This window comes from Minwuia thermotolerans (assembly GCF_002924445.1).
In the GTDB taxonomy this organism is placed as follows: Bacteria; Pseudomonadota; Alphaproteobacteria; order Minwuiales; family Minwuiaceae; genus Minwuia; species Minwuia thermotolerans.
In genome coordinates, this window is record NZ_PIGG01000044.1 from 1 (window position 1) to 25,666 (window position 25,666).

The following is a 25,666-nucleotide window of genomic DNA, read 5'->3' on the forward strand; positions in this document are numbered from 1 at the left end:
TCTCGCGCATGATCGCGTTGGTGCCGAAACCATCGGCCGTGCAGAGGACGATCCGGGCTCGCCAGACATGGTTCTGAGGGGCGTTCCGATCCCGGACGAGCGCCTCAAGACGAGAGCGGTCATCCGGAGAAACTTCGAAGCTGATACCCGTGCGCATGCCGCAGACTCGCACGTCCCGACGATGATGGGAATCCCTCCCGGGACTCCATGGTCAGGTTCGATCCACTAGATGGTGACAATTGAAAGCATTGATAGTCAAGGCTCTATCGAAGGGGATGATATGCCGCTAGTTTCGGTTATTATCCCATCTTATAATCATGCCCAATACATCAGCAACGCGATCGAGAGTGTCCTAAACCAGACCTACCGCGACATTGAGCTGATTGTGATCGACGACGGTTCACGCGACGAGAGCCATTCAATCATCCGCACATACGCTGACGAACCGCGAGTGACGATGATTCTCAATGCTGAAAACCGAGGCCAAAGCTATGTCCTAAACCGAGCGCTCGAGATAGCAAGAGGCAAGTTCGTGAGCTTTCTGCCGTCGGACGACTGGTATCTGCCGCGCAAGACAGAGATCCAGGTGGCGAAATTCCTGCAATGCGGCCCGGAGGTCGGCGTGGTATATGGTGGGGGGGCTCGCTTTTATGAGGATACGGGGGAGACCCGATTAGCGATACTGCCAATTTTTACAGGAAATGTTGCTGAGAAACTCATTAAATATGGAAATTTTGTCTATCCCGCTACCCCGATGTTTCGTCGCGAATGCTTTGAAGTGACGCCACTGGATGAAGAATTTCGTGCCGAAGGTGAAGCAGTTTATATCCGAATTGCCATAAATTTTGAGTTCGAGTACGTACACGAGGTGGTCGCGGTAATGCGTGACCACTACTATAATATTGGTAAAGATCCATACATAATGTATAGAGAAAATATACTGTACTGGCAAAAATTTTTTGCCAACAAATTGCTGCCAAAACAGATTAGGAAGCTGCGAAGATGCGCGCTGATGCGCACACACCGACTATATGGTTATCGTTTCATTGGAGAGTTTAAGGATTTTTATATGGCGAGGAAATGTTTGTTTCGTGCTTTGGGCGAACAGCCGAGTTTATTCGTCAATTGCAAGTTTTTGGCGGCGCTTATTGTAAGTTTATTGCCTCGCGGAATCGCCAAGAGAGTTGTGGAGCGATTTGCGAGCAGTCATAACAACACCCACCATGAAGCGAAATGAGTTATTTTTTGAGTTATGTCATCTAAGATGTCTGAGCCGGTTGACATCTGTAAGTCACACATGGGAGCAAGTTATACTGAAATATTTTATGGCACTCCACGCCGACTGGGGGGGGTGGCTTCGGACGGCGCTTCTCTCCTGCGCGTACTCGGGCTTCCGACCAGGAAAGGGAGTTCGTTTGAGCGCAGGCTGTCGAGTTCGCGCCACTGACGGGGGCATGATTGAGATCGGTGCTCGCTCCGTCGCCGAGCCAGGTTGCACGCTCATTGCACGCGCGGGGCAGCTTGCAATAGGTGCCGATGCCTTCATCGGACAGGGTAGCGTCCTCACCTCGGTCGAGCGCGTTACCATCGGCTGTGACGCGCTTATCGCGGAACATGTCACGATCCGCGACCAAGACCACAACACCACCGGCATCCGCCCCTACCGAATTGCAGGGATGCTGACCGCACCAGTGACGATCGGAAACAACGTCTGGATTGGTGCCAAGGCAACGATCACCCGCGGAGTGAATATTGGCGACAATGTGATCATTGGCGCCAACTCCGTGGTCACCTCGGACATCCCTGCCAACGCGATTGCCGTGGGAGGACCCGCGCGAGTAATTCGCATGATTGAAGTTCCGAAGTGAAGATTGCCCTCGTGTTGCCCGACCTACGCGGTGGTGGGGCCGAGCGGCTTTCGTTGACGCTGGCGAGGGAATTCCGTGCGGCAGGACACACACCGTGTTTCATCGTGATGAGCGAAGCGGGCGAGCTGCTGGATGACGCTCGTACGCTGGGACCGGTGCATGCGCTAAAAGCGACTCGTGTGCGCGCGGTGATCGGCGCGCTACGCACCCAATTGGAGCGGATCGAGATTGAGGCGCTGATTGCCAATCTTTGGCCTTTGACCGTCGCGGCCGGGCTGGCGGTGCTGCGCATTCCGCGCGCGCGTCGTCCCCTGGTGACGCTGGTCGAGCACAACACCCTTTCCCGACAATACGCGGGATGGGGTGCGAAGACCCGTCTCATGCTGCGTGTCTCACTCGCGGTAGGGTGCCGTCTAGCTGACCGAAGGATCGCCGTCTCACACGGCGTGGCTAGTGACATAGCACGCCTTGCCTTCATGTCCGCGGGTCGATTTGAAGTGATCCACAATCCTGTGCCGGCACTACTACCCGACGACGCTGAACTTGCACGCGCCGAGGCGATCTGGGGGCCACGAAACGGGCGGCGAATCCTTTCCGTGGGTTCTTTCAAGCGCCAGAAAAACCAAGCCCTCTTGATTGCTGCCTTCGCCCAGATGCGTGCGCCCGGCGACACGCTGATGCTTCTTGGTGAAGGCCAATTGCGTCTTGAACTGGGCGCCGTTGCACGGGAAGCGGGAGTAGCCGAAGCGGTGCTGATGCCTGGCTTCCACTCTGACCCAACGCCGTTCTACTTGACCGCCGATCTGTTTGTCTTGTCCTCGGATTACGAGGGTTTCGGCAACGTCATCGTCGAGGCGATGGCCTGCGGCACGCCGGTGGTCTCCACCGACTGCCCCTCGGGTCCAGCTGAGATTCTGAAAGGCGGACAACTGGGGCGCCTCGTGCCCGTGGGAGACGCGTCAGCGCTGGCGCAGGCGATGGTTGCCGGACTGGACGCGCCCGGCGACCCCGCGCCGCGCCGCGCCCGTGCGGCGGATTTCGCGCCCGGCAGGATTGCCGCGCGCTACCTCGAAACCCTATTTCCCCCGCGACACCGGGCAGGGAGAGGCTAGTCGGATGATTATCGAGAAAGTCAAGACGATGCTGTGGTTCGCGCAGCGTCCCACATTTTACGCCCAGGCGGTTGAACTGGGACTGCGCAAGCTACGCCCCAACCGCGATGGTGCCGACGAGGTCGCCCGCGCGAACGAATGGGCAGCGAAGCGGGCGCAATCGTTGGAAATGGCGCTGGCCGCTATTGGGTTGGAAGGCACGGTGCCGGAGCTCAACCCGGCGCTACTAGCCGAGGGCGACGAACGAGCCCGTAGGTCGTCGGTGAAGATGGGAGGGGCGGGCGATCTGTCGCTAATACACGCGGTAAGTGCGATGCTACGCCCACAAAGACCAAAGACAGCGGTCGAGACTGGTGTCGCTTACGGCTGGTCGTCGCTCGCAATCCTGTCAGGGCTGGAAAAGGCCGGCGGTGGCCAGCTTATCTCGGTTGACATGCCCTATCCCAAGATGGGCAACGACGCCTTCGTCGGGATCGCCGTTCCCGACCGGCTGCACGGCAACTGGACACTGGTGCGCGAGCCCGACCGGAACGGGTTGAAAAAGGCGCTGCGGCTGGCTGGTGGCTCAGTAGACTTGGTGCACTACGATTCCGATAAGAGCTTTTACGGTCGCCGTTTTGCCTTTCCCCTGATCTGGGCAGCGCTGCGCCCGGGCGGCATCTTCATCTCAGACGATATTCAGGACAACTTGGGCTTTGCCGAATTTGTCGAGGAGGTCGGCGTCACCCCCGCCGTCACCGAAAGTGGTGGCAAGTTCGTGGGGATCTGCCGCAAGCCCTGAGCGGGCATGCACTTCGACATGGCCCGCGTCCTGTACATCTCCTATGACGGCATGGCCGAGCCGCTGGGCCAGAGCCAGGTCATTGCCTATCTTGAGCGGCTGGCCGATGAAAACGAGATCCACCTGATCTCGTTTGAAAAGCCCTCCGATCTGGACAGCCCCGAGCGCGTGGCGGTGCCGCGCACGCGGCTTGCCTCCGCAGGGATCGGCTGGACGCCAATGCGCTACCACAAGCGCCCCAGCGCTGCTGCCACGTTATATGACGTCGCGCGCGGACAGGCGATGGCGCTGTGGCTCGCGCGGCGGTTGCGGACCGAAATCGTGCATGTGCGTTCCTATGTTCCAGCGCTGATCGCATTGCCCGTCAAGCGATTGACGGGGGCAAGGCTTTTGTTCGACATTCGCGGCTTCTGGGCAGACGAGCGGGTTGACGGCGGCATCTGGCCCGCCGAAGGCCGGATTTACCGCATTGCCAAAAGGCTGGAGCGGCGTTTTTTTTGCGCTGCCGACCACGTGGTGACGCTGACCGAAGCCTCGGTGCCGGTGATCAAAGCCTTCGACTACTGGGACGAGCCAGCGCCGCCGGTCACCGTGATCCCGACCTGCGTCGATCTTGACCACTTCGCACCGCCGGCCGCACCACCCGCCCCGGAGCCTTTTGTCTTCGGCTATGTCGGGAGCTTCGGCACCTGGTATATGATGGACGAAACGATGGCGCTCTTCCGCGCCCTCTTGGGCCGGCGCCCTGAGGCGCGAATGCTGATCGTCAATCGCCACGAACACGACGCGCTTCGCGCGGCCGCCACCCGAGCTGACATCCCCGCCGGCCGCGTCGAAATCGGCGCAGCCTCCCATGCCGAGGTCGCTACTCGCATCCACCGAATGCATGCGGCCAGTGCCCTCATCCGGCCTTGTTTCTCAAAATTGTCAAGCGCGCCGACCAAGCTTGCCGAATACCTCGGCTGTGGCGTGCCTTGCATAGGGAACACCGGCGTCGGCGATATGGAGGAAATACTTGAAGGCGGCGGCACCGGGGTGGCGCTGCGCGACTTCGATGCCGCATCGCTGGGCGCTGCGGCGGACCGTATCCTTACGCTTTCCGAAGACCCGGCAGTGCGTGCGCGCTGCCGCGAGACCGCGCTTATGCGCTTTTCGCTCGAGCGTGGCGTCGCCGACTATCGCTCAATATACAGCCAACTAACGGCTTCCCTTTGAGCCCACGAAATAAGCGAGCGGTCAATGGAAGCAAATTCTCGGCAAATTAATATCGACACCGAAACCGTCGATTCCTTTGGCGCCGAATGGGCGCATTTTGACCAGTCCGGACTCATAGGTGACGAGTGGGCGGCGATGTTCGACACCTATTTCGACATCTTCCCATTCGATAGCCTCCCTGAAGGGGCTGAAGGCTTCGATCTGGGGTGCGGATCGGGCCGTTGGGCGCGCGGGGTGGCGCCCCGCGTCCGGCGGCTGCATTGTATCGACCCGGCGGCTAGCGCGCTGGAAGTGGCGAAAAAGAATCTTTCGGGCATCGATAACGTCATCTTCCACCATGCCGACGTTGACACTCTGCAGCTGGCCCCCGGAAGCCAGGATTTCGGCTATTCCTTAGGTGTATTGCATCATGTCCCCGACACCGCCGCCGCCCTGGCCGACTGCACGCGCCTTCTCAAACCTGGCGCGCCGTTCTTGATTTACCTGTACTACCGTTTCGACAACCGCCCGGCGTGGTTCCGCGCGCTCTGGCACGCCTCGGAGCTACTTCGTTGCACCGTCAGTGTTCTCCCCGAACGGGCGAAAACCGTCGCCACCGACCTGCTCGCCGCATTGATCTACTGGCCGCTTGCCCGCACCGCACGGCTAGCCGAGAAGCTGGGTGTCAACCCCGCGCCGCTGCCCCTTTCCTATTACCGCGACAGAAGCTTCTACACGATGCGTACCGACAGCCGCGATCGCTTCGGCACGCCCCTGGAACAGCGCTTCACCCGAGCCGAGATCGCCGCAATGATGAAAGGTGCCGGCCTCACCGATATCTGCTTCTCCGAGGCAGAGCCGTATTGGGTCGCTCTCGGGCGGAAGGGGGCTTGAGCATGGGGCACAAGAGGATGCTCGTGCTTTGTCCCTTTCCCCAAGGTGTGGCCGCGGGACAGCGCCTAAAATATGAGCAATATTTCGATCGCTGGCGCGCTGACGGATGGGAGATCGAGGTCTCCCCTTTCATGGATGACGCGATGTGGAAAGTCATCTATCAGCCCGGCCATACCCGTGCCAAAATCGCGGGCGTGCTGCGCGGCCACCTGCGCCGATTGCGTGACCTCTTTCGCGTGCGGCGCTATGATCTGGTCTATGTCTTCATGTTTGTCACGCCTTTCCTTACCAGCGGGATGGAACGGACGGTTCGTGCGCTAGCAAGACGCATCATCTACGATGTCGAAGACAACATCTTGATAGAGCAGAACCTGCCTAAGCATATGAACCCCAATCCGGTCGCGCGGTTGATCAAGGGTCCGGGCAAGGCACGTTTCCTGATTCGAACCGCAGATCACGTCATTGCTTCTTCGCCCTTTCTCAATGACTTTTGTCTAAGGATCAACGCGGCGGCCGCTTGCAGCTATGTGTCGTCTTCAGTCGATGTAGAGCGCTTCCAACCCGCGACACGCTACTCCAACGATCAACCTGTCACCATCGGCTGGACCGGCACCTTTTCGTCGAAGATCTATCTTGATCAGTTGCGTGGAGTATTCGCCCGCCTCGCCGAACGGGTGCCGTTCAAACTACGGGTGATCGGAAATTTCGATTACGAGCTGCCCGGCATCGCTCTCGAAGTCGTTCGGTGGAGCGCCGAGAACGAGGTGCGCGACCTTCAGGCGTTGGACATCGGCATCTATCCTCTGCCAATCGATGATTGGGTGCTGGGCAAAAGCGGCCTCAAGGCGATCCAGTACATGGCCTTCGGCCTGCCGTGCGTCGCGACCGAGGTTGGCACCACGCCGATGCTGATCACCGACCGGGTCAATGGGCGGCTGGTGAAAACCGAAGACGAGTGGGTCGAAGCGCTGGAAGAACTGGTGCGCGATCCGGAGTTACGCCGGCGACTGGGTGAGCGGGCGCGGGAGGATGCAGTGGCAAACTACTCGCTGCAAGCCGTTGGCAGAGATTACGACAAAGTTCTTAAAGACGTGATGCAGAAGGTGACATGATCAAGGGCAAGCGCATCTACATTGCGGGATCAGGCGGAATGCTGGGCGAAGCGTTCCACAAAGTCTACGGTGCCGACAACATCCTCCGCTGTACCGACAAAAACGTAAACGATCACTGGCTGGAATTTCTCGATTTCCGCGATGATAAAGCTTATATGCGCGATGTTGAGGCATTCCAGCCCGACTACCTTTTCCATCTCGGCGCACATACGTCCCTGGAATATTGCGAAGAACACCCAGACGACGCCTATGCCACCAATACCATCGCGGTTGAGACGGCGGTGCATATCGCCAATAAGCTAGATATCCCGCTCCTCTATATCTCGACCGCGGGGGTCTTCGATGGCCGGAAAGAAACATATGACGATTGGGACGATCCTGCGCCGCTGAGCCATTACGCGCGCTCGAAATTCATGGGCGAGCGCTTCGTCACGCAGAACCTGCGCCGCTTTCTGGTCTGCCGTGCGGGCTGGATGATGGGGGCCGGCCCCTCTAAGGATAAGAAGTTCATCCAGAAAATCATGGCGCAGGTGAAGGCTGGCAAGACTGAGTTGCATGTCGTTGATGATAAGCTCGGCACGCCTACCTACACCCACGATTTCGCCCGCAATGTGGCGCTATTGCTAGGACGCGAATATTGGGGCGTGTACAACATGGTCTGTGGTGGGGAGACTGGCCGGCTCGAGGTCGCGCAGGAACTGACCCGGATAATCGGCAAGGAAGCTGAGATCGTCGTAATACCGGTATCGTCAGACTTCTTTGCCACGGAATATTTCGCCGCTCGCCCGGCGTCCGAGCGGCTGATCACCAAGAAGCTCGAATTGCGCGGCTGCAATATCATGCGCGACTGGCGGGTGTGCCTGCGCGAATATCTTGACGAATACTACCAAGGTTACCTGGATTAAGGCTTTTTCGATCGAGGCGGGGGAGGCGCTTGGCAGGACGCAGAACCGGCGTTGTGCTGAGATATCGGTGGCAGTCGATCGTCGATCTGTCGCACGCTGGAGGGACGATCGGGTTCATGACGCTGGGGGGCGAGGTCCTTGAGGAGGCGCTGGATAAGACCCGCTCAGAAAAAGGTCGTGGCTCGCGCAGTCGCAGCCGAAGGAGGGTTCCGATGAAATCCGTGGCTGAAACCCTCGGCGGTTTCTGCTCGAACCTGCGCGCCCTGCTGCGGCTTTGGACTTCGCATGTGCAGGGTAGGGTTTAAATATGTGCGGGATTGCCGGTCTCCTTGCGAAACCGGGAACAGGAACCGATTGGCTTGCTGCGGGCGGGTTGGAGAAAATGGCGGCGCGCCTTTTTCATCGTGGCCCGGACGACCACGGTTTGTGGATAGACGTGTCAAGCGGGATTGGGCTGGCGCACCGGCGCCTTGCGGTCATTGACCTCTCCGCGGCTGGCGCCCAGCCCATGGCGTCATGCGACGGCCGCTTGGTGCTCGTCTACAATGGCGAAATTTACAATCACCTGGACCTCAGGGATGAACTGGCTGTAGGCGTGGGCAGCATTGCTTGGCGCGGCCATTCCGACACAGAAACTCTTCTCATGGGCATTTGCCGGTGGGGACTTGCGGAAACTCTGCGCAAGGCAGCGGGAATGTTTGCCCTGGCGCTCTGGGACAGCCGCGAGGGCGTGCTGTCGCTTGCGCGTGATCGCATGGGGGAAAAGCCCCTACATGTCGCGAAACTGAAAAAAGGTTGGGCATTCGCCTCCGAGCTGCAGGCGTTTCGGGCTGTGCCGGACTTCGCGCCGGTTTTGGATGGAGGCGCCTTGACGGAATTCCTGGCGACCGGCGTGGTTTCCGACAGAATGTGTATCTGGAAGGATGTACGAAAGGTCCGTCCGGGATCCATTCTTCAGATAAAGCCGCAAACCGGCGAGGAACGTATTTTCGACTACAACAGTTTTACCGATCTCGTGCGCGCCGGACGCAATGGGGGCCGGAGAGGCCGCATCGAACCAAACCCTGCTGACAAGGTTGAGGAGGTTCTAAAGAACGTCATCAGGTCCCAGATGATCAGTGACGTGCCGCTCGGTTGCTTTCTGTCCGGAGGCATCGACTCCTCCCTGGTCGCGGCCCTCATGCGGCAATGCGCCGATCGCCCGATCAGGACATTTACGATCGCCTTTGACGATTTTGGGTACGACGAGAGTGTCCATGCCGAGCGCATTGCAGAGCATCTTGGAATGGATCACAACACGTATCGCCTCCACGAGGAAGACGCGCTCGAGATCATTCCCGATCTGGGAAGGGTCTACGGCGAAGCCTTCGCGGATTCCTCTCAAATACCGACGCTTCTTCTTTGCCGTCGTGCGCGTGAGCATGTTACAGTGGCCCTGACCGGCGACGGCGGCGACGAGATTTTCGGCGGTTACAACAGGCATGTCATGGTGCCGCGACTCTGGGCGCGGATGGCGCGTATTCCGGCGCCATTGCGTCGACATGCAGGTTTCATTGGAAAGATCATACAGAGGGTCGGGGGTGGCAGCTCAGGCGTGATGCGCGCCCTCGTGCGCCGCGCCGGCTTGCCGACAACGACACTCGACAGGGCGAGTCGTTTCGGTGAAATTGCGGCGCGCGCAACATCGTTTGCGGAACTTTACTGGGCCCTGACTCGTCATATGGATGATCCGACTTTGCTTCTGGCCTCCCCGGAAACCGAAAGATGCGATTTCGCCCCGCCGGGGCTCGATGAACTCGTCCCTGAGGAGTGGCTGATGGCGATGGACACGCTCACCTATCTGCCGGGTGACATCCTTGTCAAAGTGGACCGTGCGGCGATGAGCGCCTCGCTTGAAACCCGTGCGCCCTATCTCGACAGGCGGACGGTCGAGGCGGCTTGGTCATTGCCACTGGAGGCCCGGATCCGGAACGGCAACGGCAAGCGCGTCCTCAGGGATATCCTCTACCGCTATGTTCCACAGGCGCTGCTGGAGCGTCCGAAACAGGGTTTCGCCGTTCCGATTGATCGCTGGCTGCGTGGTCCGTTGATGTCCTGGGCTGACAAGCTTTTGTCCAGGGATCTCATCGAGGAATACGGTGTCCTGGCGAGCGAGCCGGTGGAGATGCTCTGGTCTGTGCACAAGAAGAACCGCGCCAATCACGGTGCTACGTTGTGGTCGCTCCTCATGCTGCAGGCCTGGTTGCAGGAACAGGCCGCTCAGGCGGAATGCCGCGAGGTCGTGATACTTTGACCTATTACGGCGCCTATGCCGCATTGTTGTTGGCTGCCTATCTGGGGCGGTCTGGACGCGATCTCCGACAAGTCCTCTACTGGTTCATTTTGATCGGCCTTTTTCTCTTCGTTGGCTTTCGGTTCGAAGTCGGCTGCGACTGGATAGGGTATTTGATCAATTACAACTACCCGATTGTGACCACATATAGCGAGGCTCTCGCGACCCGGGAGGCAGGACACTGGGGGCTCATCCTGCTCCTGCGCGATTTGGGAGTGCCGTACCAGTATCTGAATGCCGTGACCGCGGGCCTGTTTTTCCTCGGGCTGCATGTCTTCGCGCGACGCCAGCTCGACCCGCTCGCGTTTCTTGTCCTTTGCTTTCCGATACTGATCATCAACATGCCGATGGCCGCGATCCGCCAAGGTGCCGCGATCGGCTTTATGTGCCTTGCTTACACCGCCTTCATCGATCGTCGACTTGCGGTATATGTAGCATGGGTCCTCCTTGGCGCAACCTTTCACTCAAGTATCCTGCTGTTCCTTGCCTTCGCGCCCTTTGTTGTTGGCCGGTTCAACCGGGAGAATGTTCTGATCGCGGCGATCCTTGCCCTTCCTGGCCTCTATCTTCTGTCGCTGACAGAAGCGGCCGGCATTGCAGAAAGCCGTTACATCGAAACCGAATTGGAGGCTTCCGGTGCGGTCTTCCGACTTGCCATTCTCGGGCTAACCGGACTGTTTTTTCTTTTGGCGCTGGCGCCTGACTGGCGCCGAAAATTCCCGGATGACTATAAGCTTGCAGCCATGGGGGCTTGGGCGATGATCTCCGTTCTTTCGCTGCTTTTGGTCTCGACTGTCATCGGGGATCGTTTCGGTTACTATCTCATCCCGGTCCAGGCGATGATCTTCGCGCGCATACCGTACCTGTCCTTGGCGACAAGCCGGCAATTCTTCACTATCATGCCCTATGCGGCACTGACCTTTGTTTTCGTCGTCTGGACGCAGTTATCTTGGCACTTCGAACAGTGTTACATTCCGTATCGGTTTGGCTTCGGTTGACGGTGTCGCGCTCACTTTGGACGCTGCCACACGGGTCATTTTCTCCGGGAGCTATGACTGAAAGTGAGTGACAGTATAAAAAAAGGGGGCCGTATTCGCCTGCCGGTGTGAGGATGTGGTTCAGGCGCTGGAACTAACCTATGGGAGGGTGGGGTATCCGAAAACCATTCGAATCGGCAATTGTACCGAGTTCATCTAGCGAGACTTGGATCTATGAGCCTGTACGAACCACAAATATTGATAAGGAAAACTAGTGCTAATTAGGAAATATCCAGAATCTGAACTCCTATTTTTGATTTCCTCTATCGGTCCGATTTATATAATTCTATTTTTGAACATCAATTCTGGTTACGAACTGGGCGATCATGGATTTTATCTTCTTCATATCCTGCACCCCTTTGATATTGATTATACTTTAACACATTTTGGCTTGGTCTGGAATTTATTTTTTGGACAACATGGGATAGTTTCAAATCGGATATTGAATATTGTTCTACTGAATGCCTCCGCATTTGCATTAGCCTTGGCAATTAAATTTGTTCTAAAAGATAAAATTGGATTGGTATATGTATTGATTGGAACATTTGTCGCAATTGTATCCTACTTTGCGAGTTTTATTATTGATCCAAGTTACAATAGTCTATCTCTTGCGTTTAGTATTTTTGGAATAGCTGCAGTAACAATGATATTACATGCAGAAATCGATAGGATTCCATATATATGCGCAGCAATGAGCATAATTCTTGGGTTTCTTATTGCAGCTTTGGTGATTATAAAAGCTTCAAGTGCGGTGGCGCTAACATTATTTGCTGCGGGTTGCTTTATCGCGGTATCTGTAAAATTAAAAAAATACCTATTATTTATAAATATCGGCGTCTTATCAATAATTGGGGGTATTTTTTTTGCAATTGTATTTCATCTCACAACTGGCGCCGTTGGCCATGTGATCGAGAGTTTTAAAAACGGCCTTGATGTTTACTCTTATGGGAAAACACACTCGCTATCACTGATGGCCCATGGCGTAATCGAACGTATCTACTGGTATTTAAGGGCCTCAGCAGGCGCAGTTTTCCTAGTCGGCTGGATTATTGCAGTTCCGGTATTGGTGGTAATGGCTATCCTTATTGTCCTTGGGGGGGGCAGAATTAGGCGCAATGCGCTATCAATTTATAGTCGGCAGATCCTTGGCATTATATATCTTATACCAATTGCCACCGCGTATATTCTATATACAGAGACTGGTAGATCTATGATTCAGGCCGCTATGATAACTTTATTCAATCTAAATATACTTCTTACGTTGTGGATATTATTTAAACCCGGTTTTAAAATGAATACTGTTGTTATAATTTTGGGGCTTGTTTGCATTCCATTGGTCGCTATTTTCGGTACGCAAAACGCATACTATTCACAAATCCTATTCATAGGCATAGGACATTCTTTCCCAGCTGCTTATGTTGCCGCGATAACATCAACCGATCGAGAGCGAAACTATATAGTTAGCGTCGTTACTATGATCGGAATAAGTATTGTTTTGATGGTTGGGTATCATATGATCAAGTACCCCTATCGGATGGCGGGTGGGCTGCAGGATGCGACCATTCTTACGGATTTCGGAAACAACCAGGCGCTTAATACGACGCAAAGCATCTCTAGCTTTGTTGAAGAAATTCGGATGGCTGCCTACGATGGACCGCCCGAAATACGACCAACTGTGTTCGATTTGTCTGGTCAGCTGCCAATAGCAGTTGTTCTGTTAAACGGTCGGCCACCCGGTGCGGCGTGGCTACTCGATGCGTTTGGAGAAAGGTTCAGCCAGACGATTTTTTCCGAAATGGATGATAGCAAGATTCTAGAAGGTTGGATTTTGGCGCGGTCGACGGATCTTGAAAACGGCGGTAACAGATCACCCCACTTCAATAGTTTCATTGGACGGCTGGAACATATGGGTGTGACGTTCGATGAGCAATTTATACCGATACTTACGGTTGAGGCCCCAAGCTGGGGTGCGGAGGGCGATAAAATTACAGTGGTGCTCTTTAGGCCGAGAAAAGTTGAATAAGTACTATTGGATTGAACGGTTCAGATGAGTCCGTTTTGGGATACCTCTGCGGGCCCTGTCGTGCGAGTCTGTCGCATGCGTGCCGGAACATCCTTCACCGTCTCGTCTTCTGACCGCCAGCGATTGCAGGCGCTGGTCGCGGACCCCAAGAGCCCGCAGAAGTACGTCTGGCGGGCGCGTATTGTCCTTTTTAGCGGAGAGGGCCTGGGCACCTCGTCGATCATGGCCGAGACCGGCAAGTCCAAGACCTGCGTCTGGCGCTGGCAGGAGCGGTTCATGCACGCGGGCGTCGACGGCCTGCTTCGCGACAGGATCCGCCCGCCGGGCAAGGCGCCGATCCCGCCGGAACGTGGCGCCGGAATCATCCGCCTGACGCTGGAGCCGCCGCCGTTCGAGGCGACCCGCTGGACGCTGCGCGCGATGGCGAAAGTGGCCGGCGTCGCGGCATCGACGGTACAGGCGATCTGGAAGGCCCACGGCCTCAGCCCGCACCGCTGGCGGCACTTCAAGCTCTCGAACGACCCGGCCTTCGCCGGGGGGCTCACCGATATCGTCGGCCTCTATGTCGATCCGCCGGACCATGCCGTGGTGCTCTCGGTGGACGAGAAGTCGCAGATTCAGGCGCTCGATCGCACCCAGCCCGGCCTGCCGATGAAGAAGGGCCGCGCCGGCACCATGACGCATGATTACAAACGGCACGGCACCACGACGCTGTTCGCCGCGCTCAACGTGCTCGACGGCACGGTCATCGGCCAGAACATGCAGCGCCACCGCCATCAGGAGTTCATCCGCTTCCTCAACCGCATCGAACGCGAGGTGCCCGCGGACCAAACCGTCGACGTGATCCTCGACAACGGAGCCTGTCCTCGGGCCGGTGTTCGGCCGGACCCGTGGGGTCGCGCGCAAGAAGGACAAAGTGCGCGACTGGCTTGCCCGTCATCCGCGCTGGACCTTCCACTTCGCGCCGACCTCGCGCTCCTGGCTCAATGCCGTTGAGGGCTTCTTCTCGAAGCTCACGCGGCACAGGCTCAAGCGCGGTGTCTTCCATTCTGTCGCCGACCTTCAGGCCGCCATTAACCGCTTCGTCCGTGAATACAATGCCCAGAACACCCGGCCGTTCGTCTGGAAAGCCGATCCCGACGACATCATCGCCGCTCGAAATCGTGGGTTCCTAACGTTGGAATCAATCCAATAGCATGGAGCAGTGAAATGAAAGCGATACCTTTCAACAAACCATCAATTGTTGCCAACGAAGTTGAATACATAGAAGATGCAATTAAAAGGGGACAGCTTTCTGGTGACGGCTTTCATACAAATAAGTGTGTTGATATATTGCGGACAATTACTGGAAGTCAACATGTTCTATTAACACATTCTTGCACAGCAGCTCTCGAGATGGCTGCAATTCTATGCGATCTTCAGATTGGCGATGAAGTGATTATGCCGTCGTTTACTTTTGTCTCGACGGCTAATGCGGTTGCGCTCCGCGGCGCTGTGCCCGTGTTTGTGGATATTGACCCTGAAACGCTTAATATTGATCCGAAGCGCGTTGCGGAGGCTATAGGGCCAAAGACAAAGGCGATCTTCGCTGTGCACTATGCAGGCTTTCCTGCGGATATGGATGCATTGACAGAGATTGCACAGAACTCAGGTTGCCTCTTGATCGAGGATGCCGCTCAAGCGCTTGGCTCGGCCTACAAGGAACGGCCAGCGGGCAGCTTGGGAGACATGGCTGCATTTAGCTTTCACGAGACTAAAAATGTAATCTCCGGTGAGGGTGGTTCACTTACGGTTAACAGGGCCGAGTTATACGAGAGGGCGGAGATAATTCGCGAGAAGGGAACCAATCGATCGAAGTTTTTTCGTGGGGATGTCGACAAGTATACTTGGATTGATATTGGGTCGTCGTTTCTGCCTGGAGAGTTGGTTGCGGCTTATCTCCATGCACAGCTACAATTGGCTGACACCATAAAAAAGCGTCGTCTTGAGATATTTGACCGCTATACACAAGCCTTTTCCCCACTTGCCGAACGCGGAAGAGTCCGACCTCCTCGCGTTCCAACCAATTGCAAGGGCAATGGTCATATGTTCTATTTACTCTTAAACGATTTGGATGACCGAGAGGCGTTCATTGCCCATATGCGGGCCCAGGAGATCATGTGTCCTTTCCATTACGTGCCTTTACACAACGCCCCGGCTGGACAGCGCTATGCCCGCGCAGCCGGTCCTTTGGATGTGACGCAGAGGATCAGCGAGACGCTGGTGCGCCTTCCGATGTTTTTCGATCTCGGCTCCCAGGTTGAAGACGTGATCGACGTGGCTATGACCTACTTTGAGGGGCCAAAGCGGGCCATCTTATGAATCACTTCCCGATGATAAGCGTCGTATCCCCCGTCTACGGCTGTCGTAACTGCCTAGAGGCATTGTGCGATGCTGTGCGCTCGGCCTTTGACAAAGCCGGGCTCGACTGGGAATTGTTGCTGGTGGACGACCGGGGGCCAGATGACCCTTGGCCGCTGATCTGCGACTTGGCCGAGGTCGATAAGCGCGTACGTGGTGTCCGGCTATCGCGTAACCACGGACAGCATCTGGCGATCTGGGCTGGGCTCGCCGAGGCCCGTGGTGACTGGGTGGCGGTAATGGACTGTGATCTTCAGGACGATCCGGCGATACTGCCGAAGCTGCATGAAATAGCCGTAGCAAGAGATGTCGAGGCGGTAGTGGTGGATCGCGGGAATTGGTCAGATTCCACATTTCGCCGCCTTGCGTCGCGCGCTTTCTACCAGCTGATCAATGTGCTGGGCGGCGTGCGAATCAGCAATATCGGGAATTTCGGTCTATACAGCCGTCGCATGGTCGACACCCTGTTGCAATTCCGCGAGCAGGAGGTGTTTCTGCCTATGATGATCGCGCTCACCGGCCTCAAGCGGCAGACTTACCGTTTGGACCGGGCGGATCGGGCGGTCGGGCAGAGCGCATACAGTTTGCTGCGACTGCTGCGCCTAGCCACCGCCATCATTATCCGCTTCTCTGATCGACCGCTCAAGCTAAGTGTCATCATTGGCCTTGCCTTCAGCTTGCTTTCCGCAGCTGTCTCGCTTCTTCTTGTTGCCGCTTGGCTCGGTAACGCCTTTACCGTGCCGGGATGGACCAGCACCGTCCTGTCGGTCTGGTTCCTTTCGGGACTGATCATGGCCACACTTGGGATACATGGCTTCTACCTCGGGCGTGTATTCTCAGAAGTAAAGAGGCGCCCACGTATCATTGTTGAGACCAGAACATTTAATTCGCGAATATGAACGATTTTTGCACTACATCACAGCTTGATACCAAAATCTCCGAGCCCGTTCGGAATTATTTTAGGCAAATTTCAAAGGGAGACATGTATCTCGAAGAGGCGGAGTTTGGCTTGCGCAAAGTACTTCCTTTACTTGTAGGTCTGCCAGATGGTGCGCGCGTACTGGAGGTGGGATCTGGTCCAGGCATCTTGTTGGCAGAAATTACAGAGCGCTTCCCCCTCCTAACGGTCAGAGGCATCGAGCCCTTCAGCGACGGTTTTGATTTCTTTAATGAATTTATTGAGCGAATGCGGGCTGAGCGTAGTCGGGTAGATATACATCTGGGCGGCTATGAAAGCTTCCCGCAGGATGGGATGTGGGACCTCATCTTCCTTGTTAATGTTTTTGAGCATCTTCCCGACTGGAAGGACTTCCTAAATTTCATTGTGCGCTCAATGGCGCCTGGTGGGCACTGTGTCGTTCTGTGTCCGAATTATGGGTTTCCTTATGAATCCCATTTTCGCCTTCCGATCGTATTAAACAAGCGGATTACTGGTGCTTTGTTTAAGAAGCGTATCGATCGTTTCGAGCGAGATAACGCAAATGCCGGCCTGTTCCAGAGCCTTAATTTCGTCCGTCTTGTCGAAATCCGGAAGGCCGCCCGCGAGATCGGCTTGGAGATTGAGGTTGATCCAGAGATCATCCGCGAGATGATTGAGCGGCTCGACACCGATGATGCTTTCCGGCGACGGCAGAGCATTTTGGCCTTGCCTGCGCAAATTCTCAGACGCACAGGACTGCTCGACTGGCTGCTAGAGTTCCGGTTTGTACAGAACTATCTTCCCTATATCCAATTCACCCTTAGCAGAACGGTTTGAGCCGTGGTCTGGCCAGGGTTTGCGACCCGCTTCGTTCGTTATGGCGCAGTGGGGATTCTATGCAATCTCTTGGGCTACGGGCTGTTTCTTATCCTGCATTTCGCGGGTCTTAACCCGGTGCTGGTTTCCGGCATCACATATATCATAATGGTCTCAGTCAGCTATTTAGTCAATCGCACTTGGGCCTTTCGTAGCAGATGTAGCCATTCCCGGGACATGCCGCGGTACTTGTTGGCCTATTTCATCGGGCTGGTGGCAGCGATGGGCTCGATGCATGTGCTCATTTTTTTCATGCATCCCGCGCTTGCGCAGATCATTGTGATTGGCTTGGCGGCGATCATAATTTACGTGAGCCTCGAAATCTTACGTTTTGGTAGATCGGTGGCTGACAATGACCATTGAGGTCAATGTACTTGAGACCAAACGTTTCGGCATTTTGGCAGCGCACGTCATCGATTCCACGGCCAGTCCGGAAACGATTGATTCGGCTGCGCGAAACAAGGGCGTCAAGATGTTAACCGTGCGCATACCGGCCCCTGATCTGCCCCGCGTCCATGCATTCGAGGCGGCAGGGTACCTACTGATGGATACTCTGGTCTATTATACACGGAAGCTTGGCGAATTGCCCCCAAGATCGCCTCCGCCGAATGGGATTTCCTTTCGTCACGCGGCATCCGAGGACGCCGACCAGGTGGCGAACGTCGCCCAAGCTGGGTTCGCTGGCTACATGGGCCACTACCATGCCGATCCGCGACTTGATCTGGGTGCGGCTGATGCTGCCTATGTTGAATGGGCTGAAACTAGCACGGCGCGCATATCTTCTGCGGCACCTGTTCTGGTGGCCGAAAATGGTGATGGAATCGTGGGGTTCCTAACCCTGCGGAGCAATAATTCGGAAGAGATGGAGATCGTTCTGAACGCGGTTGAGCCTGCCTCTCATGGCCAAGGAATTTATGGAATGCTGGTGGGCGAGGCGCTGGCCCTAGCAGAGTCGCGCGGATTTTCCCGGGTGGTCACCTCTACTCAGATCAACAATTACACAGTGCAGAGGGTTTGGTCGCAACTCGGATTTTACCACAGCCGAAGCCTGTATACTTTTCATAAGTGGTTGTGAGTGTGTCGGCGATGCAACGAGCGTTTCGAAGGATGGTGTCCCAGCGAGTGGTGTAGCTGGCGGCATTGGTCGCCGTGCTCTCCGGCATTGCCGGGCTGATCAGCGCGCCACGGCTGGCAGGCTGATGAGGGGATCATCGTTCAACCGGCCGACGCTTTCCAGCGTCATGTAGCGGGCTCTCTGGACTGGCCATTCGTCGTTCTGATCGAGCAGCACCGCTCCGACCAGGCGGACGATGGCGTCGTCGTTGGGGAAGATGCCGACGACGTTCAACGCCCAAAATCTCCTGCCGCATGCTGCCTCCGTCGTTGACGTCAATAACGACGTCGTTAACGACGTAAACTACAACCGCCAAACCACCCGACGGTGGGCGGCCATGATCGGCCGCCTACGATCCATCATGTCGTCGGTCATCGGTAGTCCTTCCAGTCAGGAGTTGGTCTCGCAACCAGACCCCACCGGAAAGCGCCGATGACCACCGCGCTATCCAGCTACACCACATCCGGGGACGTCACCTTTCGAAGAGTAGCCAGTTCGGCGAATGAGACGCCACTAGGACGCCTCGAAAAACCTCGCTCTCCTCGGGCGGATTTGATTCACTTCGGTGACGGCGACGAGGGAGGAAGCGATGGCGGGACAGCCTGGGTTTTTCGATCTTGATGGACGGTATGCGTCGTTGTCGGCGGCAGGGGATCCGTTGCTCCGGCTCGGCGACCTGGTGGACTTCGAGGTTTTCCGCGCGCCGCTGCTTCGGGCACTGCGGCGCTCGGATCGGGACAGAGGCGGCCGTCCTCCCTACGATCCGGTGCTGATGTTCAAGATCCTGGTTCTCCAGGCGCTCTACAACCTGTCGGACGGTAAGCGGTGCGTCTGGACCGTCGAGCAGTCAGCTTGACGTCTGGTTGAAGGCCCAGGGCAGCAACTCGTCGATCCGCTGGTTCGGATGGCCCTTTGCGAGCGCCTCCAGCGTCGCCTTCAGGTAGGCGAAGGGATCGAGGTCATTCATCTTCGCCGTCTCGATCAGCGAGGCGATATGAGCCCAGCTCCGCGCGCCCTCGTCGTGCCCTGCGAACAGGGCGTTCTTGCGCCCGAGAGCCAGCGGCCGGATCGTGTTCTCCACGGCGTTGCTGTCGATCTCGACGCGGCCATCGCCAAGGAAGACACACAGGCCGGCCCAGTGATTGGCGAAGTAGCCGAGCTTCTCGCCGATGCGCGACTTTGGCGAGACGCGTGCCCGCTGCGCGTCGAGCCAGGTACGGAACGCCTCGACGATCGGCCGCGAGCGGACCTGGCGGGCGGCGCGACGCTCCTCAGACGACCGGCCCTTGAGTTCGGCCTCGATGCGGTAGAGTTCGGCGATCCGGCGCAGCCCCTCCTCGGCCATCGGCGAGCCGTCGCGCTCGAAGACCTCGCGCAGCTGACGGCGCCCGTGCGCCCAGCAATGGGCGAGCGTGAACGGCCCCTCCGGCCGCGCCTTGCCGGCGAGCGTCTTGTAGGCGCTGTAGCCATCGACCTGAAGGATACCGGTGAACCCTTGGAGCATCGCCTCGGCATGAACCGCGCCACGGCCGGGAGCATAGATGTAGACCACGCCGGGCGGGTCGCTGCCGCCCCAGCGCCGATCGTCGCGCGCCAGTGCCCAGAGATAGCCCGTCCGTGTGCGGCCTCGACCAGGATCGAGCACCGGCGCCGTGGTCTCGTCCATGAACAGCCTGGTCGAGCCCTTCATGTGCCAGGCGAGCCGGTCGACCACCGGCGCCAGGTGGAAGGCGGCCTTGCCGACCCAATCGGCCAGCGTCGAGCGGTGCAGATCGATGCCGGTGCGCCGGTAGATCTGTGCCTGGCGGTAAAGCGGCAGATGATCGGCGTACTTCGCCACGAGCACATGGGCGATGAGCCCCTCGGTCGGCAGCGCGCCCTCGATCAGGTGCGCCGGGGCCGGCGCCTGGACCACCGCGCCCGAACAGACGCGGCAGGCGTATTTTGGCCTGACGGTGGCGATCACCCGGAACTGTGCCGGCACGATATCGAGGCGCTCGGTGCGCTCCTCGCCGATCCGGGTCATCTCGCCGCCGCAGGGACAGCACCCCGACGCGGGCTCGAGCACCTGCTCGATCCTCGGCAGTTCCTTCGGCAGCCGGCCGAGATTGCGCCGGACCGGCGCTCGAGCGTCATGCCCTGCCGCCGGCGTCGTCGCGTCGGCGGCCTCCTTGGCCGTTTCCGCCGTCGCCAGCGCTGTCTCCAGATCCTCGAAGGCGAGTTGCCGCTCGTCGGCGCTCAGCTTCTCCGACCGCTTGCCGTAAAGCGCCTTGCGGAACTCCTGAACCAGATGCGCGAGGCGCTCGTTGTGCCGGCCGAGCGTCGCGACCTGCTGTTCGAGTTCGGCCCGGGCCGCGCGCTCGCTCTCGATGAGCATGCGCACATCAACTGGCAAGGCGTCGAGGTCGATATCGGCGGGCGAAGACACGACCGCATCATAACCCCCGCCGGGCCCTTCCGGGACACCGCCGGCAGCACCCGAGTCACTCCGCCGCAGCCGGTCGGCGCACCCGCCGCGGTCCGTGAACCCGCCGCCAGTCGAGACCCTCGAACAGCGCTTCGAACTGTGCCTGCGACAGCCGCATGACGCCGTCGCGGATCGCCGGCCAGGCGAAGCGGCCCTGCTCGAGCCGCTTGTAGACCAGCACGAGCCCGTTGCCGTCCCAGACCAGCACCTTGATCCGGTCGCCGCGCTTCGAGCGGAACACCGCGACAACCCCCGAATGAGGATCGAGGCCGAGTTCGTTCTGGACGACGGCGGCGAGCCCGTCGTGGCCCTTGCGGAAGTCGACCGGCTTCGTCGCAATCACGATCCGGACAGCCTGGGCGGGGACAATCACAGGGCTGCGCGCAGCGCCGCAGCGATCTCGGCTATGCGCACCGTCGCGCTGTCGCCGGGGAGGCGTACGATCACGCCCTCCACCTCGAGCTCGATCGGCGCCGCGTCATCACCGGACGGCGTCTCAACCACCAGAGAAGCGAAGTCGAGCCGCTCGTCATCGTCGGGCAGCGCCAGCTTGCCCTCCCGCGCCAGGCGACGCCAGGTGGTCAACTGCTGCGGCTGGAGGCCATGACGCCGGGCGACATCCGACACCCGCGCATCCCTTGCAAACGACTCGGCGACGATCCGCGCCTTCACCGCATCGGGCCAGTTGCGCCGCCCCGTCGGGCCGGCGATCACCTCCAGACGCTCGACCATTGCAGGTTCAGCGACCAAGGAACGTTGCACATTTTGCTGCAAAGCTGTGCCCCCATCGTTCATCAAACGATGGACAATCAATCACATACAGCGCCCGGAAACAGGCAGGGGGCCTGCGCACCTCTTACGTCGGACGACCAGACAGAGTTCCAGGTCCGCGACCGGCTGTCGTTCATGCGCTTCCTCGGCCTGGGGCTGCACGACCGGGTTCCCGACGCGAAGACGATCTGGCTGTTCCGTGAGCTTCTGGTTCGCGCCAGGGCGGTGGAGTCCCTGTTCGACCGGTTCGATGCTCACCTGCGCGATCATGGCTACCTGGCGATGTCGGGCCAGATCGTGGACGCCTCCATCGTCTCGGCGCCAAAGCAGCGCAATACCGACGAGGAGAAGGACGCGCTCAAGGACGGGCGCGTTCCCGAGGGCTGGGAGGACAACCCCGCCAGGCTCGCCCAGAAGGACCGCGACGCCCGCTGGACAATGAAGCGCGGAAAGGTGCGCCGCCTGGAGGATGGCCGGCCCAGGGGCCCGGAGATCATGGTGCCCGGGTTCGGCTACAAGAACCACATCTCGACGGATCGCCGCCACGGCCTGATCCGCAAATGGACGGTGACCCACGCGGCGGCCAACGACGGCCGCCAGCTCGGCGACCTGATCGATCCCGGCAATACCGCGAGCCCGGTATGGGCCGACACGGCCTATCGATCCCGGCGCAACGAGGCGCTGCTGTCGCGGTTCGGACTGGACTCCAGGATCCACTTCCGCAAGCCGCAGAGGAAGGCGATGCCCGCAACGAAGAAGAAGGCCAACGCCGCGCGCTCCAGGGTCCGTTCGGCAGTCGAACATGTCTTCGCCCACCAGAAGGGGCCGATGAGCCTGAGCGTCCGCACCATCGGCATCGCCCGGGCCAGGACGAAGATCGGCATGGCCAACCTCGCCTACAACATGCACCGGTTCGCCTGGCTCGAAGGGAGACCTGCGCCCGCATGACGGCCCTGGAACCAGATCATGAGCCTGACCGGCCCCAACGATGGCGAAATCACCCGGAAACTGCCGGGTCCTCCGCACCTTCACGGCCAATTCGGTACCGTCGCCTCACCGGAAAGCCGGTTCTTCGAGGTGTCCACTAGGCTGCGGCCGGACATGTGACCGGCGCGATCACCGCCGACTGATATGCAGCACCGGTGACCCGGAAGTCCACGCTCTTCAGCCATCCGCCGCCGCCACGCCTCTCGCTGCCGGCCGGGGGTATGAAAACCCCACTCTATCGCGGGTGACGCCGATCACGTAACCTGCATCGAAAGTACGGTTTGCATACTATTTCGGGTACGATTCGAATGCGGACCTGTTCAGCAGGTGTTCATTCATTCTGTGCATTGGTCGAGGGCAAGGCACAGACATCCGGGGCGCAGTTTTGAGTAGCACGCGCGACACATCGGCGGACGTCGCGGAGGAACCGCTGGTTCCGACCGCCTACGCTCTGCCCGCCGACCCGCTGTTTTCCAGCCAGTTCAACCTTCTGAACACCGGCCAGACCGGCGGCATCGCCGGCATCGATCTCAACGTCACAGGGGTCTGGGACGACTACACCGGCGCCGGCGTCACGGTGGGCATCATCGACGACGGCGTCTCCCACACCCACGCCGATCTGGCCGCCAACTACGACACCTCGATCGACAACGATTCCCGCGGCAATGACGGCGACGCCATGGCCGAGGGCTCGGACGCCCACGGCACCGCCGTGGCCGGCATCATCGCCGCCGACGACAACGGCTTCGGCTCCGTCGGCGTCGCCTTCGACGCCACCATCGCCGGCTTCCGCATGGGCTTTGGCGCCGACGGCACACTGGGCCAGATCACCGAGAACCTTCGGCTCCAGACCAGTGTCGACATCTCGAACAACTCCTGGGGCTTCGGCGGCTTCTTCTCGGACAATTTCAAGAGCTCTGCCTTCGCGCCTCACGCCACGGCGCTGGAGGAGGCGGTCGCGACCGGCCGCGACGGGCTGGGTACGGTCTGGGTCTTCGCCGCCGGCAACAGCCGCGCCGACGGCGACGACGTCAACTATCACAACTTCCAGAACTCCCGCTTCACCATCGCCGTGGCGGCCGCCGAGGACGACGGCGACATCACCTTCTATTCGACGCCGGGCGCCGCCGTCATCACCACCGCGCCGGTGGCGGCGGGCGGCGGTTCGGGCGGCGTCATCACCACCGACCGGGAAGGCTCGGCCGGCTATGTCAGCGGCGATTTCGTCAACGGTTTCAACGGGACGTCCGCCGCCACACCCATGGTCAGCGGGGTCACCGCGCTGATCCTGGAGGCGAACCCCGACCTCGGCTACCGCGACGTCCAGGAGATCCTGGCCTACAGCTCCCGCCGGATCGACGCGGGCAACAGCGGGTGGGCGCTCAACGCCGCCGGCGACTGGAACGGCGGCGGGCTGCATGTCAGCCACGATTTCGGCTTCGGCCTGGTCGACGCGCTGGCGGCGGTGCGGCTGGCCGAGAGCTGGCGCGACCAGTCCACCCACGCCAACGAATTCTCGGTCGGCGCCAGCCGCTCGCCGTTCCTGACCATCGCCAACAACGCGACCGTCACCGATACCATAACCATCACCGACGCGATCGACCTGGAATGGGTCGAGGTCGACATCAACATCGATCACAGCTGGATCGGCGACCTCGTCGTCACGCTGACCTCGCCCGACGGCACGACTTCCACCCTGGTCGACCGGCCGGGCCTCTCCGCCGGCAGCCAATGGGGCGCCGGCCAGGACGACATCAACTTCGTGCTCACCAGCGCCCGGCACTGGGGCGAGGACGCGGTCGGCGACTGGACGCTGTCGATCTCGGATCACTACGCCGAGGACAGCGGGCGGCTGCTGAGCTGGTCGCTCGATCTCTACGGCGATCCGGCGGACGGCGATGACGACTACATCTACACCGATGAGTACGGCCTCGTCGCCGCGGGTGACCCCCAGCGCCGCACCCTCTCCGACGACGGCGGCAGCGACCGCATCAACGCCGCCGCCCTGACCGGCGCGGCGCTCATCGACCTCACCGCCGGCGCGGCGGGCGCGCTCGCGGGCCAGACCTTCACCATCGCCGACGGCACGGTGATCGAGGAAGCCATCGCCGGCGACGGGGCCGACACCCTGCTGGGCAACGCCGTGGCCAACGACCTGAACGGCGCGCGCGGGAACGATGTGCTGGACGGCGGCGCCGGCGACGACACGCTGACCGGCGGGGCGGGCGCCGACCTGTTCCGCCTGACAGTCGGCGAGGGCGGCGACACGATCACCGATTTCGATGTCGGCCTGGACGCTCTCGAACTGGGCGGCTCCGGCGCGATCCGCAGCGCCGACGATTTCGTGGCGGCCGGCGTCGATGGCGCCGACGGCTTCGACGTGACCCTGGACGACGGCGCCGTACTCAGCCTGCTCGGCGTGCTGGCCGCCGACCTCGGCGAGTTGCTGATCAGCTTCGTCGACGCGCCGGAGCTGTCGTCCGAGACCGTGATCGAGAGCGCCGGCGCGGTGACGCTGCTGGAGAACACGGCGGGTGCATATGTGGTTGAGGCTGGCGGTGTCCGGACGGGGATCACCCGAGACGGCGGGGCGGTGACAGGGGACAGCTATGCCGGCTGGTCGATGATCCATGCCGAAGGGCTCGGGGGCGGTGGTTTCCAGTTGCTCTGGCAGCGCACGAATGGCGACTACACGATGTGGGAGACCGACGGCGCTGGGGCGTATGTGAAGTACTATTCCGTTGACCCCCCCTGGATCATGGAGGCTGCCAGCGGCGTCGACATCGACGGCGACGGCATCATCGGCGAGCCCGAGAAGCCCGAGACCGTGATCGAGAGCGCCGGCGCGGTGACGCTGCTGGAGAACACGGCGGG

General features: G+C 59.3%; 20 protein-coding genes and 5 pseudogenes. 20 read left to right on the forward strand and 5 right to left on the reverse strand.

Annotated elements, in window-relative coordinates:
- A pseudogene (locus CWC60_RS24175) lies at positions 1 to 157 on the reverse strand (IS630 family transposase); the annotation flags it as partial.
- A 72-nt stretch (positions 158 to 229) separates the two neighbouring features.
- Here CWC60_RS24175 and CWC60_RS14135 point away from each other — a divergent pair.
- From CWC60_RS14135 to CWC60_RS14210, 17 genes and pseudogenes are all read left to right on the forward strand, one after another.
- Positions 230 to 1,237 carry a glycosyltransferase family 2 protein gene (locus tag CWC60_RS14135; protein WP_109794594.1) on the forward strand — a complete coding sequence of 336 codons (1,008 nt, stop codon included), beginning with the start codon at positions 230 to 232 and terminating at the stop codon, positions 1,235 to 1,237.
- A 217-nt stretch (positions 1,238 to 1,454) separates the two neighbouring features.
- On the forward strand, positions 1,455 to 1,868 hold the full coding sequence (locus CWC60_RS14140) for an acyltransferase (RefSeq protein WP_206419940.1): 414 nt from the start codon (positions 1,455 to 1,457) through the stop codon (positions 1,866 to 1,868).
- The gene (locus CWC60_RS14145) at positions 1,865 to 2,980 is read left to right on the forward strand and encodes a glycosyltransferase (RefSeq protein ID WP_109794596.1); all 1,116 of its coding nucleotides are present in this window, start codon (positions 1,865 to 1,867) and stop codon (positions 2,978 to 2,980) included. The genes CWC60_RS14140 and CWC60_RS14145 overlap by 4 nt, the downstream gene beginning before the upstream one ends.
- Positions 2,981 to 2,984: 4 nt before the next feature.
- Positions 2,985 to 3,761: a class I SAM-dependent methyltransferase gene (locus CWC60_RS14150; protein WP_109794597.1), complete on the forward strand. Its 777-nt coding sequence runs from the start codon at positions 2,985 to 2,987 to the stop codon at positions 3,759 to 3,761.
- 6 nt (positions 3,762 to 3,767) lie between these two features.
- Entirely contained in the window at positions 3,768 to 4,976 is a 1,209-nt protein-coding gene (locus CWC60_RS14155) for a glycosyltransferase (protein WP_206419941.1), read from the forward strand.
- A 24-nt stretch (positions 4,977 to 5,000) separates the two neighbouring features.
- The gene (locus CWC60_RS14160) at positions 5,001 to 5,849 is read left to right on the forward strand and encodes a class I SAM-dependent methyltransferase (RefSeq protein WP_109794598.1); all 849 of its coding nucleotides are present in this window, start codon (positions 5,001 to 5,003) and stop codon (positions 5,847 to 5,849) included.
- A gap of 2 nt (positions 5,850 to 5,851) precedes the next feature.
- On the forward strand, positions 5,852 to 6,961 hold the full coding sequence (locus tag CWC60_RS14165; RefSeq protein WP_109794599.1) for a glycosyltransferase family 4 protein: 1,110 nt from the start codon (positions 5,852 to 5,854) through the stop codon (positions 6,959 to 6,961).
- Entirely contained in the window at positions 6,958 to 7,866 is a 909-nt protein-coding gene (locus CWC60_RS14170) for an SDR family oxidoreductase (protein ID WP_109794600.1), read from the forward strand. Before CWC60_RS14165 ends, CWC60_RS14170 begins: the two co-directional genes overlap by 4 nt.
- 307 nt (positions 7,867 to 8,173) lie before the next feature.
- Positions 8,174 to 10,159: an asparagine synthase (glutamine-hydrolyzing) gene (gene asnB, locus CWC60_RS14175; protein ID WP_109794601.1), complete on the forward strand. Its 1,986-nt coding sequence runs from the start codon at positions 8,174 to 8,176 to the stop codon at positions 10,157 to 10,159.
- A complete protein-coding gene (locus CWC60_RS14180; protein WP_164516551.1) occupies positions 10,156 to 11,196 on the forward strand; it encodes an EpsG family protein in 1,041 nt (346 codons plus the stop codon). The genes asnB and CWC60_RS14180 overlap by 4 nt, the downstream gene beginning before the upstream one ends.
- Positions 11,197 to 11,527: 331 nt before the next feature.
- Complete coding sequence (locus tag CWC60_RS23295; RefSeq protein WP_125182791.1) at positions 11,528 to 13,258, forward strand: hypothetical protein; 1,731 nt, start codon at positions 11,528 to 11,530, stop codon at positions 13,256 to 13,258.
- Positions 13,259 to 13,333: 75 nt separating this feature from the next.
- Positions 13,334 to 14,453, forward strand: a pseudogene (locus CWC60_RS14185) (IS630 family transposase).
- Between the two features lie 14 nt (positions 14,454 to 14,467).
- A complete protein-coding gene (gene rffA, locus CWC60_RS14190; RefSeq protein ID WP_109794602.1) occupies positions 14,468 to 15,619 on the forward strand; it encodes a dTDP-4-amino-4,6-dideoxygalactose transaminase in 1,152 nt (383 codons plus the stop codon).
- Between the two features lie 11 nt (positions 15,620 to 15,630).
- The gene (locus CWC60_RS14195) at positions 15,631 to 16,557 is read left to right on the forward strand and encodes a glycosyltransferase family 2 protein (protein WP_164516552.1); all 927 of its coding nucleotides are present in this window, start codon (positions 15,631 to 15,633) and stop codon (positions 16,555 to 16,557) included.
- Between the two features lie 83 nt (positions 16,558 to 16,640).
- Positions 16,641 to 17,414, forward strand: coding sequence for a class I SAM-dependent methyltransferase (locus CWC60_RS14200; RefSeq protein ID WP_164516553.1), 774 nt, complete (start codon positions 16,641 to 16,643; stop codon positions 17,412 to 17,414).
- A gap of 48 nt (positions 17,415 to 17,462) precedes the next feature.
- Positions 17,463 to 17,816 carry a GtrA family protein gene (locus CWC60_RS14205; protein ID WP_241147934.1) on the forward strand — a complete coding sequence of 118 codons (354 nt, stop codon included), beginning with the start codon at positions 17,463 to 17,465 and terminating at the stop codon, positions 17,814 to 17,816.
- The gene (locus CWC60_RS14210; RefSeq protein WP_109794606.1) at positions 17,806 to 18,528 is read left to right on the forward strand and encodes a GNAT family N-acetyltransferase; all 723 of its coding nucleotides are present in this window, start codon (positions 17,806 to 17,808) and stop codon (positions 18,526 to 18,528) included. The genes CWC60_RS14205 and CWC60_RS14210 overlap by 11 nt, the downstream gene beginning before the upstream one ends.
- A 99-nt stretch (positions 18,529 to 18,627) precedes the next feature.
- On the opposite strand, the pseudogene CWC60_RS14215 reads toward CWC60_RS14210, so the two are convergent.
- A pseudogene (locus CWC60_RS14215) lies at positions 18,628 to 18,798 on the reverse strand (transposase); the annotation flags it as partial.
- 358 nt (positions 18,799 to 19,156) lie between these two features.
- Here CWC60_RS14215 and CWC60_RS14220 point away from each other — a divergent pair.
- Positions 19,157 to 19,384 (forward strand): annotated as a pseudogene (locus CWC60_RS14220) (transposase); the annotation flags it as partial.
- A 30-nt stretch (positions 19,385 to 19,414) separates the two neighbouring features.
- On the opposite strand, the gene tnpC reads toward CWC60_RS14220, so the two are convergent.
- From tnpC to CWC60_RS14235, 3 genes are read right to left on the reverse strand one after another with little or no spacing between them, the layout of a single operon-like run.
- A complete protein-coding gene (gene tnpC, locus CWC60_RS14225) occupies positions 19,415 to 20,995 on the reverse strand; it encodes an IS66 family transposase (protein ID WP_109794607.1) in 1,581 nt (526 codons plus the stop codon).
- A gap of 55 nt (positions 20,996 to 21,050) precedes the next feature.
- Positions 21,051 to 21,377 carry an IS66 family insertion sequence element accessory protein TnpB gene (gene tnpB / locus CWC60_RS14230; protein WP_206419942.1) on the reverse strand — a complete coding sequence of 109 codons (327 nt, stop codon included), beginning with the start codon at positions 21,375 to 21,377 and terminating at the stop codon, positions 21,051 to 21,053.
- 26 nt (positions 21,378 to 21,403) lie between these two features.
- Complete coding sequence (locus CWC60_RS14235) at positions 21,404 to 21,766, reverse strand: transposase (protein WP_109794609.1); 363 nt, start codon at positions 21,764 to 21,766, stop codon at positions 21,404 to 21,406.
- A 129-nt stretch (positions 21,767 to 21,895) separates the two neighbouring features.
- Between CWC60_RS14235 and CWC60_RS14240 the strand changes: the two are divergent.
- Together CWC60_RS14240 and CWC60_RS14245 are read left to right on the forward strand one after the other, a co-directional pair.
- Positions 21,896 to 22,753 (forward strand): annotated as a pseudogene (locus tag CWC60_RS14240) (transposase); the annotation flags it as partial.
- A 424-nt stretch (positions 22,754 to 23,177) separates the two neighbouring features.
- A partial coding sequence (locus CWC60_RS14245) for a S8 family serine peptidase (RefSeq protein WP_109794611.1) occupies positions 23,178 to 25,666 on the forward strand: 2,489 nt, incomplete at its 3' end.